The following is a 1,872-nucleotide window of genomic DNA, read 5'->3' on the forward strand; positions in this document are numbered from 1 at the left end:
AATTTATACAGTTCCAATTTCTGTGCTTTGTTCGCCTAAAAACCCACTCAATCAGTTTGATGGGAATCCTCATATTGTCCCAATGGTGAATATTTATGAATTTGAACGCGATCGCTGCCATTTAAACTACAATCAAACGGGGCTAGAAGCAGTTGCCAGTGTTATTGAAAAGCGGGTAGATATTGATGCTGTATTTGAATCTCGCCAGGAATTGCTAGGTTTAGCAAAAGCCAGTGGAGGACATGTCCGCCAATTAATGCAGATGATGCGGACTGCTTGCCAAACTGCTAGTACTCGCAAACATCCCAAAATTATTGCCGAAGATATTATCTATGCTGTGAAACAACAGCAATTTAGTTTTGAAAGGTTTATTCCTGAAGAACATTATGCGTTTTTAGCCCAAGTGTGCATCTCCAAGAATGTCAGCAAAGATGATATTGGTCAATTAATGCTGTTTAACACTTCAGTTTTGGAATACAACGGCGATAAACGGTGGAATTACCCCAATCCAGTGGTGAAACAAAATGAATTCTTCCAGAAAGCCATCGAATCCGCACTCGCAGCGCAACCTTAACTCAGAAATAGGAGCGTTTATCGCCCTTAATCAAGAGATATTTGCTCAATTGCTCACCTTTGTAGACTTTGCAGAAAAGTTTACCATTGGTTTTGTGGAAATTAATTTTCCCCCAGATGTAGAAATATTAGTTGAGGCGCTAAAGACAAATCCTGAGTGTCGGGATATTCAGTTTGTTAGTCTGAGTTTTTCTGATGCAAATATGCGATTTCTCCGGGATGAAATTGTCAAGATATTACCAACTATTGAAATAGAACCTAACAAAAAATTAGTCTTGATTGTACAAGGTTTAGAAAAGTCTATTGGCGTTTATGGAGACTATCCGCCAGTTTTACAAGACCTCAACTTTGTCCGAGATGCTTATAAAAGAACTGTTCCTCATCCCATTCTGTTTATTCTGCCAGATTATGCCCTGACTCGGTTAGCCAAATTTGCTCCTGATTTTTGGGCTTGGCAATCAGGGATGTTTCGGTTTCAAACGCCTCAAGTTACCAAAGATAATGCAATTCATGAGACTCAAAATACTGAGAGAATTATAGACAGATTAGAACCTCCAGAAAAACAAGAGCGCATTGATTTATTACACCGCCTGCTAATGGAATATAACCCTACTGGACATCAGGCAACAGGAGAAAATCTCCGCAACTGTAGTAATATTTTGCATCAGCTAGGAGTTGCATATCTAAGTAAGAATGAACCTATCAAAGCTAGAGAATATTTAGAAGAAGCCGAAAAAATAGCTAATGATCAAGATTCCACCTTTCATGCTGAAGTCCTCAACACATTAGGAGATTCTTATGGGCAGCAAAGGCAATTTGATACAGCAATTACTTATTATCAAAAATCTTTAAGCATTTCACAGCAACTTCAGAATCCTCGCGGCGAAACTGCTGCTTTGTTTAAACTGGGCAATGCTTATCTAGACTTGAGACAATTTACACAGGCGACAACTTTCTATCAACAGTGTCTAGAAATTGAACAACAAATAGGCGATCGCTATTCTTCTGCTAGCATATACCACAATTTAGGAATGGTTGCCCAAGATTTGCGGGAATTTGAGGAGGCGCGGCGCAATTACCAACAAGCTTTGGCAATCTACATCGAATTTGGCGATCGCTATGAGCAAGCTGGCACTTACCACGAGTTGGGAAGAGTTGCCCGTGCGATTCGTTGCTTAGGAATCGCGGTATCCAGTCCGTACATAACTAAGCCAACCTGACAGCAGATTACTGTCATTAAAGGTTGAACTCTCGGTCAGATGTAGGTGAAAGCCCTACCATTCAGACTCAGAATTGACT

1 protein-coding gene and 1 pseudogene are annotated in these 1,872 nt (G+C 40.2%); both read left to right on the forward strand.

The features are described 5' to 3' along the window. Positions 1-574 (forward strand): annotated as a pseudogene (locus VE944_RS16145) (ATP-binding protein); the annotation flags it as partial. Further along, a complete protein-coding gene (locus tag VE944_RS16150; RefSeq protein ID WP_324978706.1) occupies positions 525-1,793 on the forward strand; it encodes a tetratricopeptide repeat protein in 1,269 nt (422 codons plus the stop codon). The pseudogene VE944_RS16145 and the gene VE944_RS16150, both read left to right, overlap by 50 nt. The last annotated feature ends 79 nt before the right edge of the window (positions 1,794-1,872 follow it).

Source organism: Nostoc sp., assembly GCF_035638895.1.
Taxonomy (GTDB): domain Bacteria; phylum Cyanobacteriota; class Cyanobacteriia; order Cyanobacteriales; family Nostocaceae; genus Nostoc.

Excerpts from the sequence above, each read along its gene's own strand:
- VE944_RS16150 (WP_324978706.1), top strand. The coding sequence starts at position 525 with ATGAATTCTTCCAGAAAGCCATCGAATCCGCACTCGCAGCGCAACCTT.